1 protein-coding gene and 1 pseudogene are annotated in these 1,980 nt (G+C 39.9%); both read left to right on the top strand.

What is annotated here, in order from left to right:
• Positions 1 to 162: 162 nt before the first annotated feature.
• Positions 163 to 1,449: a T9SS ring complex lipoprotein PorK/GldK gene (porK, locus tag HP439_RS18870; RefSeq protein WP_172391872.1), complete on the top strand. Its 1,287-nt coding sequence runs from the start codon at positions 163 to 165 to the stop codon at positions 1,447 to 1,449.
• A 34-nt stretch (positions 1,450 to 1,483) separates the two neighbouring features.
• Positions 1,484 to 1,980 (top strand): annotated as a pseudogene (locus HP439_RS18875) (hypothetical protein); the annotation flags it as partial.

Genomic DNA, 1,980 nt, shown 5'->3' on the forward strand with positions numbered 1-1,980 from the left:
ATCAACACACTATTACTACGAATGATAACCTAGACGGTGTGATCAACAGTAAAAAGGATCATTACGGTTATGTTTCTTTGGGAGTGAAATATGCTTTGTTCAACAGAAACTAAATACAGCCAATCTGGAATCTAAACTAAAATTTAAAAATATACGCGAAAGATGAAAGGAATATTTCGAAATCGAATATGTGTAGCAGCCTGTGTAGTAATACTAGCTGGTCTGGCAGGATGTAATACATCAAGTAACATGTATAATGCACCTAAAGTGTCCGCTTTTAAAGGGGGGAAACTTCCTGCGCCCCCGGGTATGGTGTATGTGCCCTCAGGGACAATATTATTTAAAGGATCATTAGATAGTGGTAATGTCGGGAAAAACATCAGCTTAAGTGCTTTTTTTATCGATGAAACTGAGGTTACAAATAAACAATATAGAGCCTTCGTTAATTGGGTGGCTGATTCTGTCGCCGTTACCGATTATTTAAATGATGATCAATACTTTCTTGATTTGGCCAGTGAAGATGGGGAGGGGAAACGTATTGACTGGAAAAAGGTAAAAAAGATCTCGCCAATATGGAGAAGTTCGGATCCATCTATTGCCGAGAGAATTGCTCCTATGCTGGATATGAAGGGGTCAAATCGCTCGTTGAACGCAGAAGCCATTAAGTATCGGTATTCTTATTTGAAGACCAAGGGGAATCGTAAAAAAGAATATGTCACTGATACGGTGTCTGTGATTCCAGCAGAGGATATTTGGTCAAAGGATTTTCCTAATGCACAGTTAACATCACTAGATGCTAATTATTTTACACACCAATCCTTCGACTACTACCCGGTAATAGGTGTGTCCTGGTTGCAAGCGAGAGCTTATGCCGATTGGAGAGGAAAGGAAATGATGGCTAACCTAATGAAAAATTCTTATCTGAGCGGCTTTCAGTTAACATTTAGTCTCCCGACAGAAGCACAGTGGCAATACGCAGCGGAAGGAAAGCTAGATCCTAGAGATACTGTCGCTAGTACACGATATACCATTGACGGTGAAGAAGGGAAAGAAAAACTAGCCGTTAATTATAAACAAGGAGAAGGTACCTACTCGCGTGATGGTGCTACTTTTACCTTACCCGTAAAATCGTATACACCTAATAAATTTGGTTTATACAATATGGCAGGTAATGTGTCTGAATGGACGTTGGATGCGTATAGTCCTTCAGCTGTTGCGTTTGTGAACGATTTAAACCCTGTATTGCTTTATGATGCAGATGAAAACGATGCCGATGCATTAAAGCGAAAAGTCGTACGCGGTGGATCTTGGAAAGATAACGGAGAGCAACTGAATAGTGAAACTAGAAATTATTCGGTGGACTATGAGCCTCATTCCTATATCGGCTTTCGTTGCGTAATGTCTGCATTTGAATTGCCGACAACACAGAGCAAAACCCGCAAATATTAGGAACTAATTTGTTAAAGAATTAAAGAAATTAAAAATGAAAAACTGGATGATGGTAACGGCCATGAGTTTTGGAGTTCTTCCAATTATGGCACAAAGTATTGATACAATACCGGATACCACAGGTATAGAGCAAGAGTTGTATCAATCTAATTCAGATACGACAGGCGTTGCACAGCAACTAAGTCAGCTCAATACGGATAGCGTGCCTGGAGATATGTTAATTGATACAATTCCCACAACCGACGGGTTTTACCAGGTTAATAACCTGGAAGATGCTGTTCCATTCGCTTATCCTGAGGTTAACTTAAAGAATATACGTTTCTATAAAAGGGTTTGGCGTGATATTGATTTAAAAGATGAACGGAATTATATTTACGCGGTCCCTGGAAACTCTTTGATGGAAGTAATCATGAAAGCCATCGGCGAAGGTAAGCTGACTCCTTACAATCCAGAAGATGACTCGTTTAAAGACAAGTTTTCTGCCAGTGAGGGAATGGCTAGGTTCGCTGACTCCGTTTTAATTCCGATATT

Origin of the sequence: Sphingobacterium shayense, from assembly GCF_013179575.1 — a bacterium.
In the GTDB taxonomy this organism is placed as follows: Bacteria; Bacteroidota; Bacteroidia; order Sphingobacteriales; family Sphingobacteriaceae; genus Sphingobacterium; species Sphingobacterium shayense.